11 protein-coding genes and 1 pseudogene are annotated in these 12,938 nt (G+C 58.9%); 7 read left to right on the forward strand and 5 right to left on the reverse strand.

What is annotated here, in order from left to right; genetic code table 11:
- Positions 1-14: 14 nt before the first annotated feature.
- A complete protein-coding gene (locus N4Q37_RS09380) occupies positions 15-800 on the reverse strand; it encodes a transporter substrate-binding domain-containing protein (protein ID WP_260957255.1) in 786 nt (261 codons plus the stop codon).
- A 408-nt stretch (positions 801-1,208) separates the two neighbouring features.
- Between N4Q37_RS09380 and trxA the strand changes: the two genes are divergently transcribed.
- The 6 genes from trxA (at position 1,209) to N4Q37_RS09410 (ending at position 8,658) form a co-directional block, all read left to right on the forward strand.
- The gene (trxA, locus tag N4Q37_RS09385) at positions 1,209-1,538 is read left to right on the forward strand and encodes a thioredoxin TrxA (RefSeq protein ID WP_042607086.1); all 330 of its coding nucleotides are present in this window, start codon (positions 1,209-1,211) and stop codon (positions 1,536-1,538) included.
- Positions 1,539-1,779: 241 nt separating this feature from the next.
- Complete coding sequence (gene rho, locus N4Q37_RS09390; protein ID WP_003206716.1) at positions 1,780-3,039, forward strand: transcription termination factor Rho; 1,260 nt, start codon at positions 1,780-1,782, stop codon at positions 3,037-3,039.
- Between the two features lie 354 nt (positions 3,040-3,393).
- On the forward strand, positions 3,394-5,349 hold the full coding sequence (locus tag N4Q37_RS09395; RefSeq protein WP_260957269.1) for an acyltransferase family protein: 1,956 nt from the start codon (positions 3,394-3,396) through the stop codon (positions 5,347-5,349).
- Between the two features lie 78 nt (positions 5,350-5,427).
- Positions 5,428-6,894, forward strand: a complete 1,467-nt coding sequence (ubiD, locus tag N4Q37_RS09400; RefSeq protein WP_260957271.1) for a 4-hydroxy-3-polyprenylbenzoate decarboxylase — start codon at positions 5,428-5,430, stop codon at positions 6,892-6,894.
- Positions 6,894-7,862: a CDP-6-deoxy-delta-3,4-glucoseen reductase gene (locus tag N4Q37_RS09405; RefSeq protein ID WP_260957273.1), complete on the forward strand. Its 969-nt coding sequence runs from the start codon at positions 6,894-6,896 to the stop codon at positions 7,860-7,862. The genes ubiD and N4Q37_RS09405 overlap by 1 nt, the downstream gene beginning before the upstream one ends.
- Before the next feature lie 127 nt (positions 7,863-7,989).
- Positions 7,990-8,658, forward strand: coding sequence for a gamma-glutamylcyclotransferase (locus N4Q37_RS09410; protein WP_260957274.1), 669 nt, complete (start codon positions 7,990-7,992; stop codon positions 8,656-8,658).
- Here N4Q37_RS09410 and glpT read toward each other — a convergent pair.
- A pseudogene (gene glpT, locus N4Q37_RS09415) lies at positions 8,623-9,983 on the reverse strand (glycerol-3-phosphate transporter). The gene N4Q37_RS09410 and the pseudogene glpT overlap by 36 nt on opposite strands.
- 321 nt (positions 9,984-10,304) lie before the next feature.
- On the opposite strand from glpT, the gene N4Q37_RS09420 reads away from it, so the two are divergent.
- Positions 10,305-10,910, forward strand: coding sequence for an energy transducer TonB (locus tag N4Q37_RS09420; protein WP_260957276.1), 606 nt, complete (start codon positions 10,305-10,307; stop codon positions 10,908-10,910).
- A 44-nt stretch (positions 10,911-10,954) separates the two neighbouring features.
- On the opposite strand, the gene N4Q37_RS09425 is transcribed toward N4Q37_RS09420, so the two are convergent.
- Genes N4Q37_RS09425 through N4Q37_RS09435 form a run of 3 tightly spaced genes read right to left on the reverse strand, consistent with a single transcriptional unit; the run spans position 10,955 to position 12,849 of the window.
- Positions 10,955-11,212, reverse strand: a complete 258-nt coding sequence (locus N4Q37_RS09425) for a bacteriocin immunity protein (RefSeq protein WP_260957277.1) — start codon at positions 11,210-11,212, stop codon at positions 10,955-10,957.
- The gene (locus N4Q37_RS09430; protein ID WP_260957279.1) at positions 11,209-12,078 is read right to left on the reverse strand and encodes an S-type pyocin domain-containing protein; all 870 of its coding nucleotides are present in this window, start codon (positions 12,076-12,078) and stop codon (positions 11,209-11,211) included. The genes N4Q37_RS09425 and N4Q37_RS09430 overlap by 4 nt, the downstream gene beginning before the upstream one ends.
- A gap of 36 nt (positions 12,079-12,114) precedes the next feature.
- The gene (locus N4Q37_RS09435; protein WP_260957280.1) at positions 12,115-12,849 is read right to left on the reverse strand and encodes a hypothetical protein; all 735 of its coding nucleotides are present in this window, start codon (positions 12,847-12,849) and stop codon (positions 12,115-12,117) included.
- Positions 12,850-12,938: the final 89 nt, after the last annotated feature.

A 12,938-nucleotide genomic window follows, 5' to 3' on the forward strand; every position in this document is an offset into this window, starting at 1 on the left:
CTCTCATGCGGCGGTCAGAGATCGGCCGGCAGCGGCTGCTTGAGCCAGGTCTGGGCATTCTTCTCCAGGCTGCCGTCGGTCTTGGCGGCGGCCAGGATCTGGTTGACCTTGTCCAGCAGCGCTGGCTCGTTCTTGTTCACGCCCACGTACACCGGAGAGTCCTTGAGTTTCACTTTCAGGGCCGGGACACGCTTGGGGTTGCGTTCGCTGATGGCGACCATGACCACGTTGCCGCTGGCGATCAGGTCCACCTGGCCGGCCAGGTAGGCGGCGATGGTCGAGTTGTTGTCTTCGAAGCGCTTGATGGTGGTGCCTTCGGGGGCGACCTTGGTCAGCTCGATGTCTTCGATGGCGCCGCGGGTGACGCTGATGGTCTTGCCCTTGAGATCATCGAGGCCGTTGATAGGCGCCTCGGGCGGGCCGAATACCGCCAGGTAGAACGGCGCGTAGGCGCTGGAGAAGTCGATGACCTTTTCGCGCTCAGGGTTCTTGCCCAGGCTGGAAATCACCAGGTCGACCTTGCCGGTGGTCAGGAACGGAATGCGGTTGGTGCTGTTGACCGGGGTCAGTTCCAACTTGACCTTGAGCTGATCGGCCAAAAGTTTTGCCGTGTCGATGTCCAGGCCACGGGGTTTCATGTCCGGGCCCACCGAACCGAACGGTGGGAAGTCCTGGGGCACCGCGACCTTGAGGGTGCCGCGCTTGACCACGTCGTCCAGGCCATCGGCGTGGGCGGGCAGTTGACAGAGCATCAGGCTGGCGAACAAGGCAGTGAGCAGGGTGCTGCAACGCTGAATCATGGCGAATCTCCGCAATCGGTAATGATTTTTGCGTTTGGACAGAGCACAGGCCATGCCAAGCCGGTTTCCCGCCCACCCCTGCAAGTCCGAACATACAAGCGAGCTTGCTCGCGAAAGCGTCCGCCAGCTTGTGTCAGAGGGCTCTGTACCGGCCTCTTCGCGAGCCGGCTCACTCCCACCCAGGCGGGAGGTGTTTCGCACTGTTATCGGGCATCGTCACCGGGTGTTGGGGGATTTCGGCGCAGCGGCGCGGCAGGATCGCTTCGTCGGATGGGGCTGGGCGTGGCTTGAGTTATACCCAATTACGTCTTCGCTCATAGCGAGACTCAATCAACTGCGGCCTTCCTGAAGCTGGGAAGGGCAGCTATGATGGGCCACGTTTTTTTGCTGACAACCCCGGAGATTTCCATGAGCAGCGATCTGATCAAACACGTTAGCGACGCTAGCTTCGAGGCTGACGTAATCAAGGCCGAAGGCGCGGTACTGGTCGACTACTGGGCTGAGTGGTGCGGTCCTTGCAAAATGATCGCCCCGGTCCTGGACGAGATTGCCGAGACCTACAAAGGCAAGCTGACCGTCGCCAAGCTGAACATCGACGAAAACCAGGAGACTCCGGCCAAGCACGGTGTGCGTGGTATCCCGACCCTGATGCTGTTCAAGAACGGCAACGTCGAGGCCACCAAGGTGGGCGCGCTGTCGAAGTCGCAGCTGGCGGCTTTCCTCGACGCCAACATCTGATCGCCGAATGTCGCAGAAAAAGCCCCGCAAATCGCGGGGCTTTTTCGTTATTCGGGGCTAGACGCTCGCAAACCCAGGTGTTACATTCGGCCCCGCATTGGTTTCTCCATTGCCCCCTGCAAGCCGTCGCCGACGCACTCCTTTCGAACAAGTACGCGATCCTGTCGCCTTCTCCGCGGCGCGGCCTCATTAAGCCAAAAGCTTAATTTCCCCCCTCCATAAATGATTACGTCATTCCTATATGAATCTGACTGAACTCAAGCAAAAGCCGATTACCGAACTGCTCGAATTGGCCGAACAGATGGGCATAGAAAATATGGCCCGTTCGCGCAAGCAGGACGTGATTTTCTCTCTGCTCAAGAAGCACGCGAAAAGCGGCGAGGAAATCTCCGGTGATGGCGTGCTGGAGATTCTCCAGGACGGCTTCGGCTTTCTTCGCTCCGCAGACGCTTCCTATCTCGCCGGCCCAGACGATATCTACGTCTCGCCGAGCCAGATCCGTCGTTTCAACTTGCGCACCGGTGACACCATCGTGGGCAAGATCCGTCCGCCGAAGGAAGGCGAGCGTTACTTCGCGCTGCTCAAGGTCGATACGATCAACTTCGACCGTCCGGAAAACGCGAAGAACAAGATTCTGTTCGAAAACCTGACCCCGCTGTTCCCGACTGTGCGCATGAAGATGGAAGCCGGCAACGGTTCCACCGAAGACCTCACCGGTCGTGTCATCGACCTGTGCGCACCGATCGGCAAGGGGCAGCGTGGCCTGATCGTGGCGCCGCCGAAAGCGGGCAAGACGATCATGTTGCAGAACATCGCGGCCAACATCGCCCGTAACAATCCTGAAGTTCACCTGATCGTGCTGTTGATCGACGAACGTCCGGAAGAAGTGACCGAGATGCAGCGCACCGTGCGCGGCGAAGTGGTCGCCTCGACGTTCGACGAGCCACCGACCCGTCACGTGCAAGTCGCCGAAATGGTGATCGAGAAGGCCAAGCGTCTGGTCGAGCACAAGAAAGACGTGGTGATCCTGCTGGACTCCATCACCCGCCTGGCCCGCGCCTACAACACCGTGATCCCGAGCTCCGGCAAGGTACTGACCGGTGGTGTCGATGCCCACGCGCTGGAAAAACCGAAGCGTTTCTTCGGTGCCGCGCGCAACATCGAAGAGGGCGGCTCTCTGACCATCATCGCCACCGCGCTGGTTGAAACCGGCTCGAAGATGGACGAAGTGATCTACGAAGAGTTCAAGGGCACCGGCAACATGGAGCTGCCGCTGGATCGTCGCATCGCCGAGAAACGTGTGTTCCCGGCCATCAACATCAACCGCTCCGGCACTCGCCGCGAAGAGTTGCTGACGGCCGATGACGAGTTGCAGCGCATGTGGATCCTGCGCAAGCTGCTGCATCCGATGGATGAAGTGGCTGCCATCGAGTTCCTGGTCGACAAGCTGAAGACGACCAAGACCAACGATGAGTTCTTCTTGTCGATGAAGCGCAAGTAACAAGCAATACGTTGCAGAAAAGGCGCCCTGGATAGGGTAATGCCGATCAGTTAAGCCACAAACCCGTGGGAGCAAAGCTTGCTCGCGATTGGGACAAGTCGGTCGACACCTGTATCACGGGGTCCACCGCTATCGCGAGCAAGCTTTGCTCCCACAGGGTTTGCACCGTTTGATCCTTAACTGATCGGCATTACCCTGGATAGGGCGCTTTTTTTTGCAACCGGGGTCGTCGCCAGCAGCGAAGGCGCGTAAGCCTGTTTCGACTTGAGCGCTTTTACCGAAGTTGGATAACTTATTCGGGTGGCCAGTGTCATTTGATTCATCGCCTGTGCATCCGGATCGACAAGGAATGTTATGCATCTATTTGGCAACCGCCGTGACATAGACGGGCTCAGGGCATTGGCCGTTATTCCGGTCGTGCTGTTCCACTTCGGCTTTGGCGCATTCGGTGGTGGTTTCGTCGGCGTCGATGTCTTCTTCGTCATTTCCGGCTTTCTGATTACCGGCATTCTGCTGCGTGAGATCAGTTCGCAGCGTTTCAGCTTCGTGAATTTCTGGGCCAGGCGTGCCCGGCGCATCCTTCCAGCCTTGAGTGTGGTCATGCTGGCCACCTTGGCATTGGGCTGGTTGCTGTTGGCGGCCAAGGACTTTTCGCAGCTGGGCCGGGCGGTTCGTTATCAGTCGCTGTTCATGTCCAACATTCTCTATATGCGCGAAGACGGCTATTTCGAACCAGCCTCGGACCTGAAGCCATTGCTTCACACCTGGTCCCTGGCGGTCGAGGAGCAGTACTACATTTTTTTCCCACTGTTGATGGCGTTGTTGATGCGCCATGTTCGCCAGTGGCGTTGGATGTTGTTTGCCGTGCTGCTGGTTTCTTTCGCACTGAACATCGGCTATATCGAGCGCAAGCCTGATGTCGCTTTCTTTTCGTTGCCAACACGGGCCTGGGAGCTGTTGTGTGGGGCGATGCTGGCGGTCTTGCCAGCGCCGAGCCGCGTGGTGCGGCCGTGGGTCCGCCAACTGGTCGGCACGGCGGGGTTGGTGGCGGTGCTGACGGCGGTTTTCACTTTTGACCGGGCGACGGTGTTTCCCGGTTGGGCCGCTTTGTTGCCCGTGCTGGGCGCTACTGCGCTGATCTGGTCGGGCTCGCAGGGGCCGACCTGGGTCGCCCGCGCATTGAGTGCGCCGGTATTGGTCTGGATTGGCTTGCTTTCCTATTCCCTTTATCTGTGGCATTGGCCGATCTATGTCTATGCCAACGCTATTTCCGTTGACGGGATCCAGTCCTGGGAAGCCGCGGGCTGGGTTCTGCTGGCGCTGGGCCTTGCCTGGCTGAGCTGGCGTTTCGTCGAGCTTCCGTTCCGTGAGAAGCGCGTACTGGCCGGCCAGGGCGCGGTGTTGCTTGGAGCAGGCCTGGCCATGGCCGTCCTGGCTGTGGCGGGGGTGGTGGTACGGTCGGCGGACGGTTATCCCCAGCGTCTGGCCGGCAAGGCGCTGGAGTACGCCCAGGCGCGGGATTGGCAGGCCGGGCAGATGGAATGCATGCTCGGCTTCTCGGATACTCAGCCGGACAAGGCCTGCCTGCTTGGCGCGAATAAAGAGACTCCGGCCAATCAGCTGTTCTGGGGCGACAGCCACGCCGCGGCTCTGTTGCCGGCGATTGAAAAGAGCGGCACCCGCGATGGGCGTCCGGTATGGCTCTACAGCATGAGCGGTTGCCCGCCGATCCTGAGCGATGATCCGCCACCGCGCTGCAGGGCGTTCAACGAACGAACCATGGAGCAGGTTCGTCGCCTGGGTATCCGTGATGTGGTGTTGGCGGCCAATTGGAGCCTGTATGTCTATGGCCGCGAGGACGGAGACAGGAAGCACATGCTCAACTCTCGCGATGACAGGGCCGGCGCCGAGGCGCGCATGGCGACGGCGCTCAAGGGGCGGGTGGCGGCGATAAGGGCGACGGGCGCGCAAGTCTGGCTATTCAAGGAAGTGCCGTTGCAACGCCTGGGTACCATCAGCCGATTGACGAGCCTGGCCCGGATAGGGCGTTCAGCCGAGGGGTTGGGGCGTCCGCTTCAGGAGCACTTGGCGCGCCAGGTTTTCCTGAGTGCCTTGTTCGAGTCGATGAGCAGCGCCGATCCGGGGGTGCATATCATCGACCCGGCACCGCTGATGTGTCCGGGGGGCGTCTGTCGTATAGAGGTCAATGGCCATTCCCAGTACAAGGATGAAGATCATTTATCGGACATTGGCAGCACCCGTCTGAGTCCGTTGTTTGCTCCCCTGCTGTTGGGTACGACCGATTATTGAGCGCTCCGCGCATGCGCGGGCTGCTGTTTGGACGCCAGAGCAGGTAGGATGTACGCCTATTTTCGGGGTGGCATCTCAATGAAATTCAAGGATCTTCGGGATTTCGTGCAGCAGCTTGAGCAGCGCGGCGAGTTGAAACGTATCCAGGTTCCCATCTCTCCCGTGCTGGAGATGACGGAAGTCTGCGACCGCACCCTGCGGGCCAAAGGCCCGGCGCTGTTGTTCGAAAAGCCGACGGGCTATGACATTCCGGTGCTCGGCAACCTGTTCGGTACGCCGGAGCGCGTGGCGATGGGCATGGGCGCCGAGTCGGTCAGCGAACTGCGGGAGATCGGCAAGCTGCTGGCGTTTCTCAAGGAACCCGAGCCGCCGAAAGGCCTGAAGGACGCCTGGTCCAAGCTGCCGATCTTCCGCAAGATCATTGCCATGGCACCCAAGGTCGTCAAGGACGCGGTCTGCCAGGAGGTGGTGATCGAGGGCGACGATGTCGACCTGGCGATGCTTCCGGTGCAGACCTGCTGGCCAGGCGACGTGGCACCGCTGATCACCTGGGGCCTGACCGTCACCAAGGGCCCGAACAAGGACCGCCAGAACCTGGGTATCTACCGCCAGCAGGTGATCGGTCGCAACAAAGTCATCATGCGTTGGCTGAGCCACCGCGGTGGTGCGCTGGATTACCGCGAGTGGTGTGAAAAACATCCCGGCAAACCGTTCCCGGTGTCCGTGGCCCTGGGCGCGGACCCGGCAACCATCCTCGGCGCCGTCACGCCGGTGCCCGACAGCCTTTCCGAATACGCCTTCGCCGGCCTGCTGCGCGGCAACCGCACCGAGCTGGTGAAATGCCGCGGTAACGACCTGCAAGTGCCGGCCACCGCCGAGATCATCCTCGAAGGCGTGATCCATCCCGGCGAAATGGCCGATGAAGGCCCGTACGGCGACCACACCGGTTACTACAACGAAGTGGACAGCTTCCCGGTCTTCACGGTCGAGCGCATTACCCATCGGCTCAAGCCGATCTACCACAGCACTTACACCGGCCGTCCACCGGATGAGCCGGCCATCCTGGGCGTGGCGTTGAACGAAGTGTTCGTGCCGATCCTGCAAAAACAGTTTCCCGAGATCACGGATTTCTACCTGCCGCCGGAAGGCTGTTCGTATCGCATGGCCGTGGTGACCATGAAGAAGTCGTATCCGGGGCACGCCAAGCGGGTGATGCTCGGGGTCTGGTCGTTTTTGCGACAGTTCATGTACACCAAGTTCGTTATCGTCACCGACGACGATATCAACGCGCGGGACTGGAACGACGTGATCTGGGCTATCACCACGCGCATGGACCCCAAGCGCGACACGGTGATGATCGACAACACGCCGATCGACTACCTCGACTTTGCCTCGCCGGTGTCCGGCCTGGGGTCGAAGATGGGGCTCGATGCCACGCACAAATGGCCCGGCGAAACCAGCCGCGAGTGGGGCCGGGTTATCGTCAAGGATGAGGCCGTTACCCAACGGATCGATGCCATCTGGAATCAGTTAGGAATAGATTGATGCGTGTAACCTTGCAGCCTTCCGGGGCGGTGCTGGACATACAGCCCGCCGAGCGGATTCTCGATGGCGCGCGGCGCCTGGGCTATGAATGCCCGCAAAGCTGCCGCAACGGCAACTGCCATGTCTGTGGCGCGTTGCTGGTGGAAGGTCGCGTGGAGCAAGCTGGCGAGGTGCGCGATCACGGTGAGATCTTCACCTGCATCGCCGAGCCGTTGGAGGATTGCGTGGTGTTGTGGGATGGCGTGCTGTCGCCGGGCGAGTTGCCGGTGCGCAGCCTGGCCTGCCAGGTGACCGAGTGCGTCGAGGTGGGTGGCGATGTCTGGCGAGTTCGCCTGCGTGCGCCGGCGGGCAAGCCGCCGCGCTATCACGCGGGGCAGTACCTGATGATCGAGCGCGAGAATGGCGATAAATCGGCGTTCTCCCTGGCCTCGGCACCGCATTCGGGGCGCGACCTGCAACTGCATGTACTGGCGCGCGAAAACAGTGCGCAGGCGCTGCTGGAGCAACTGCGGCGCAACCCCCATGCACGCATCGAGATGCCTTTTGGCGACACGCACCTGGCCGAGCTACCGGACGGTCCGCTGGTGCTGATCGCGGCCGGAACGGGCATGGCGCAGATGCACAGCCTGATCGAGCATTGCCGGGCGGAGGGCTTCAAGCACCCGGTGCATTTGTATTGGGGCGTGCGGCGACCGGAAGACTTCTATGAAATCGAGCATTGGGACGAGTGGAAGAAGCTGCCGAACCTGTTCTTGCACAAAGTCGTCAGCGACCTGTGTGGCTGGGAAGGGCGCTGCGGGATGCTCCACGAAGCGGTGTGCGAGGACATTCGCGACCTGTCCGGCGTGTACGTCTACGCCAGCGGTTCGCCGGCCATGATCTACGCCACGCTCGATGCATTGGTGGAAGCCGGGATGGACGCCCACCAGATGCGCGCCGACGTGTTTGCGTATGCGCCGCGCTCTTGAGCCATTCTGGATCTGCTTTTTGTGGCGAGGGGATTTACAGGTTTATGCACCGGATGGCATCTAATTTGCCTCGCTCCTGACAAACGCCAGCATCATGACGGCGTGCCATCCGACCGATCCGCGAACCATGACCGCCATCGAAACCGCCATAACCTGCGCGCTGTACCCGCCTCGACTCGAACTGGGTGCACCGCTGAGCCGTGAGCAGCTGCTCGCGTCGATGCAATCGACCATGAGCCGTCACCAGGGTGGTCCGGTCTGGTTGTTCGCCTACGGCTCATTGATCTGGCGACCCGAATGCACGGCGGTGGAGCGGGTGCGTGGACGGGTGCATGGTTATCACCGCGGTTTGTACCTGTGGTCCCACGAGCACCGCGGTACGCCGGAACTGCCGGGGCTGGTGTTCGGCCTGGATCGCGGCGGTTCGTGCAGCGGTTTCGCTTACCGGTTGCCGGAAGAGAATCTCGAGGGTTCGTTGTTTGCCCTGTGGCAGCGCGAGATGCCGGTGCCGTCCTACCGTCCGCACTGGCTCAACTGTCGTCTGGAGAACGGCAACCGCGTGCAAGCGCTGGGCTTCGTGCTGGAGCGGCACCTGCCCAGCTACGCCGGCAATTTACCGGACCATGTGCTGAGCCAGGTGCTCGAAAATGCCTGCGGGCGTTACGGCACGACGCGCGATTACGTCGAGCAGACTATCCACGCCCTGCGCAACCACGCCATGCCAGATCGGAATCTGGAGGCGCGGTTCAAGCGCTGCAAATCAACCCTGGATCAGGCCAGCGCTTCGCGGCCCTGACTGGCGACTTGCTTGTGCCATAGGGTGGGTGCGAGGCACGCCATCGCCAGCAGGCAGGCACCCACCAGCAGCACAAAACCACCGTCCCAGCCAAAATGGTCGACGGTGTAACCCATGGCCGCACTGGCCGCGACCGAGCCGCCCAAGTAGCCGAACAGGCCGGTGAAGCCTGCCGCGGTGCCGGCGGCTTTCTTCGGCGCCAGTTCCAGCGCTTGCAAGCCGATCAGCATCACCGGGCCGTAGATCAGGAACCCGATGGACACCAGGGCGATCATGTCGACGGTCGGATTGCCGGCCGGATTGAGCCAGTACACCAGCGTCGCCACGGTCACCAGCGCCATGAACACCATGCCCGTCAGGCCACGGTTGCCACGGAAGATCTTGTCCGACATCCAGCCGCACAGCAGCGTGCCGGGAATGCCCGCCCACTCGTAGAAAAAGTAGGCCCAGGAGCTTTTATCCACGGTGAAGCCCTTGGCTTCCTTGAGGTAGGTCGGCGCCCAGTCCAGCACGCCGTAGCGCAGCAGGTAGACGAATACGTTGGCCATGGCGATGTACCAGAGCATTTTGTTGCGCAGCACGTATTTGACGAAGATTTCCTTGGTGCTGAATTCCTTCTCGTGGCTAGCGTCGTAGCCTTCCGGGTAATCGTTCTTGTATTTCTCGATGGGCGGCAGGCCCACCGATTGCGGCGTGTCGCGCATGGTCGCAAAGGCAAACAGCGCGACCAGCAAGGCTACGGCGGCCGGGACATAGAACGCCGCGTGCCAATCGTTGAACCAACCCATGCCCAACAGGAATAGCGGGCCGATCAGGCCACCGCCGACGTTGTGCGCCACGTTCCACACCGACACCACGCCGCCACGTTCCTTTTGCGACCACCAATGCACCATGGTCCGTCCACTCGGCGGCCAGCCCATGCCCTGGGCCCAGCCGTTGATGAACAGCAGGATGAACATCATGGTGACACTGGACGTCGCCCAAGGTGCGAAACCGAAAATGAACATCACCCCTGCCGATACCAGCAAGCCGAATGGCAGGAAGTAGCGTGGATTGGAGCGATCGGACACCAGGCCCATCAGGAACTTCGAGAGCCCATAGGCAATGGCGATGGCCGACATGGCCACGCCCAGCTGGCCCCGGGTGTAGCCTTCGTCGATCAGGTACGGCATGGCCAGGGAGAAGTTCTTGCGCAGCAGGTAATAGCCGGCGTAGCCAAAGAAGATCCCGGCGAAAATCTGCCAGCGAAGGCGTCGGTAGGTACTGTCTATTTTTTCTTCAGGCAGGGACGCCTGATGGGCGGCAGGACGAAAGAAAGCAAACATTCAAGGGCTCCAGATTCTTGTTATGACTGCAAATTCGAATGTTACAGTTTCGTTACCGAAAATAGCATCATTAAATTCACGGTAAAAAAGAAAATGGCCGGTGAAAAATGTTCTTAAGTGAACGTTTCTCTCAGGCATACGCCGAGGACGTTGTAGGAATCGTCCTGCCAGACCTTTTCGCACTCGCCGCTTACCGTTATGTCACTCGACAGTGGGAAACGTCCTTCACGCAAATGGGAAGCCTCGCCATTTATCCCATGGGCCCCGACCCCTACGCTTCACGCTGCTGTCAGGTAGGGTTTTCAGGAGAGGGGGTGGGGTATGAGACGGTGCGTTGTGATGCTGTTGTTGGGCTTGTCGGGGACGGGCTGGGCGACGGATGTGTTGTTGGTGCCTGAGAACAACCCCAAGCCGCAATACCCGACGGCTCTGTACCGAACGGGGGGCATGGGTGTGGTAAGGGTCGGTTTCACGGTGCATGCCGACGGTCGTGTCGATGAGGTCGCGATCTTGCAGAGCGACCATCCCGGGTTAGCCGAATCCGCGCGAGAGGCCGTGACCCGGTGGCGCTTCAGGCCATGGACAGTAGACGACGAGCATCCGGCGCAGGCGCACGCGGTGGCACCGTTCGAGTTCCGCCTGGATACCACACCGCTCGATGCCAATAAATGGATCAAGACCTGGAAATGCTCGGACATCAACGCGCATGCTCGGAGCCAGCTCTGGCTGCAGGATCTGTTTCCGTTCGACTACACCCGCAGCTACCTGTCCAACGTGTTTTTCGCCCGGCAATTGCCGGATGCCGAACGGCTGGCCTTGATCGCTCGTTTCAACCGGGAGCTGCCGTGGATAGTGCAGCGTTGCGGGAGTTTTCCGGGGGCGCGGTATGTACGGATGCTGCCGCGGGAGGTTCGTGAGTTGCTTTGATCGCGAAGCAGGCATCATCGCTGGTGGCGATGATGCCTGCTTTTTTACTCTGGCTTGAAGCCGGGTTTTCCGTTTTGCTCTCGCCAGCGTTCAATGTTATTCAGTATCCCTTCCGGGGTATCTTCAACTTCCTCATTAGGGTAGAAAATAATATCGGTCCCATCGGGATGTTCGGAGGTGTCGACAATCTGATGTACCAATACATCGAGTTCAGCCTCGGAGGCATACTCTTTATTAAATAGGCGTTCAATAAGTAATAAAAATTCTTTACGGGTATATTGTTCGTATGGTTTTTTGATCATTTTCGCTCACCGTTGGTCTTTGAGTGAATAGTAATATGACTCTTGGGTGTTGTGATAGCCATATTGTCCATGTTATATACATCGCCACCCTTGCCAATTGGGTGTACATGATGTATCTCAAATTTTTCTCGACCCCCTACCTGTTCGTTACGCGGTGCATAGGGAGAATAACCGTCTTCCATTATCGCCCGATTTCGTGAGCTAAACTGCTTAATTAGCTCAGGGTCGTTTGCCACGGCGGTCCATAACTCCTCTCTAAAATTATCGAAATCTTTCATTTCTTGACCACGCAACCTATCTGCTATCTGGCTGGGAATTGGAACGCCGCTTGATTCGCCAGCGGCTCTCATCCAATCTGATCCGACTGTTTTTCCTGTTCCGGTCACCGTTCCCGGTTCATATCGCGGTCCGGTACGGCTTGCCATGATATAGACTGGTTGAATTCCTGACTCCGCCGGAAACACCAGTACATAATCGTCGATGTCGGCGTCATCACAAGTTGGATGCTCGTCTACTCTCCCCTCGATCTGGGTAATCCTGGCCCCAGGAAGGATCCTGATCTCCGGTTGCGTCGCGGGTAATTCGGTTGATCCCAGAAAACTTTCCCCTGGTGGGCCGTTCGGTGTCCAGGTCAGCGTTCTCGGTAGAATCCCTTCTGTCGTAAACGTATACAGGTTTGTCTTTGGGTCAAGTGGTACGTTTCTAACTCTGACATCGCCGGGCAGATTTTTTCCGGTAGGTGAAAAATAGAAGTTGGTATGTTCTCCTCGTGCAGATGAAACTACCCGAAATGGTAGGTGGTCGACGCTATCAGGAATTGGTTTGGCATTTTCTTTTAACTGGGACAGAGGAATGCTAATTACCACTGGATTGCGTTGAAGTTCACTGTGGCCGATTGTCGGTTAATAAGACACAGCCATGCCAAATACTGCCAAAGGACCATTTGCCGCGACGGCCCTCGCTTTTGTCAGTAGATCGATAACTCCTTGCAAAGAAACGGATGAGCCTTCATACCCGGCAATCAGGCCGTCGGGAGTAGCCATGAGCAGCCGCGATGAGGCCATCGCCCCGCTGGAGATGGATAATTGAATATTTTCGATGCGATATTTTGAACGAAAAGTCGCGTCGATATCGGCTTGTGCTTTACGCAGCGACTTCTCGCGAGGATCACTTTTCAGGAGGCTGTGACGGTCTCCCGCAGCGTGCTCCGCTTTGGTTGCGTCTTGATGTGCGATGGACAGCTCGCGGTGTTTTTGCTGCATCCAAGGCAGCCTTTGGTCGATGTCTTCGGGTTGGGCGTGGTTGAACTGATGGAGCAGCTCGTTGAAGCGGGCTGCCCAGGTCAACGCGATTTTCTGTTTTCGTTCTTGCTCAGCTTGTTGCGCTGCGGCTTGGGCTTCCGCTTGCTTTCGTGTCTGTGCTTGTTGCTCGGCTGCAATACGCAGCCTTTCTTGTAAGCGCTCGGCGACTAGAGCTCGGTCGATTAATCCGGTGAGTGAATTTGAGGTTTTTGTTAAGTAACGAACAGATTCTGAATGAAGAAGGGATATATGGTAGTCCAGCCACCGCTTCCCTAAATTCGTTTTTGTCTGCAGGGCCACAAGATTGTGAAGTGCCTCGAGTTCGGGTTTGCTCAATGGCGGCTTTATGTTTGGATTGGCTTTTTTATAAGCGGCAATAGCTGCTCGTTCAGTTGTGATTGTTTTAGTTACGGCCGTCTTGTAGT

The organism is Pseudomonas citri (assembly GCF_025336485.1).
GTDB classification, from domain to species: Bacteria; Pseudomonadota; Gammaproteobacteria; order Pseudomonadales; family Pseudomonadaceae; genus Aquipseudomonas; species Aquipseudomonas citri.